Source organism: Thiomonas delicata (genome assembly GCF_900088825.1).
Taxonomy (GTDB): Bacteria; Pseudomonadota; Gammaproteobacteria; order Burkholderiales; family Burkholderiaceae_C; genus Thiomonas_A; species Thiomonas_A delicata.
The window spans coordinates 1-203 of sequence record NZ_LT592187.1; the positions used below are offsets into that span (position 1 = coordinate 1).

At 66.5% G+C, this 203-nt stretch carries 1 pseudogene; it reads right to left on the bottom strand.

Annotated features, from left to right (window positions below):
* Positions 1–203: pseudogene (locus tag THIARS_RS17975) on the bottom strand (methyl-accepting chemotaxis protein); the annotation flags it as partial.

Below are 203 nucleotides of genomic sequence, written 5' to 3' on the forward strand. Positions count from 1 at the left end.
GCCTGGGCGTTCATTTCCTCGGCGGTGGCGGCGAGTTCTTCCGAGGCCGAGGCATTCTGCTGGGTGACGGCATTGAGCTGGGCCACGGCCTGGTTGATCTGCTGCATGCCGGTGGCCTGCTCCTCGCTGGCGGCGTTGATCTCCTGCACCAGATCCGAAGTCTTGGCGATGGCCGGCACCATCTGCGCGAGCAACTGGCCGGC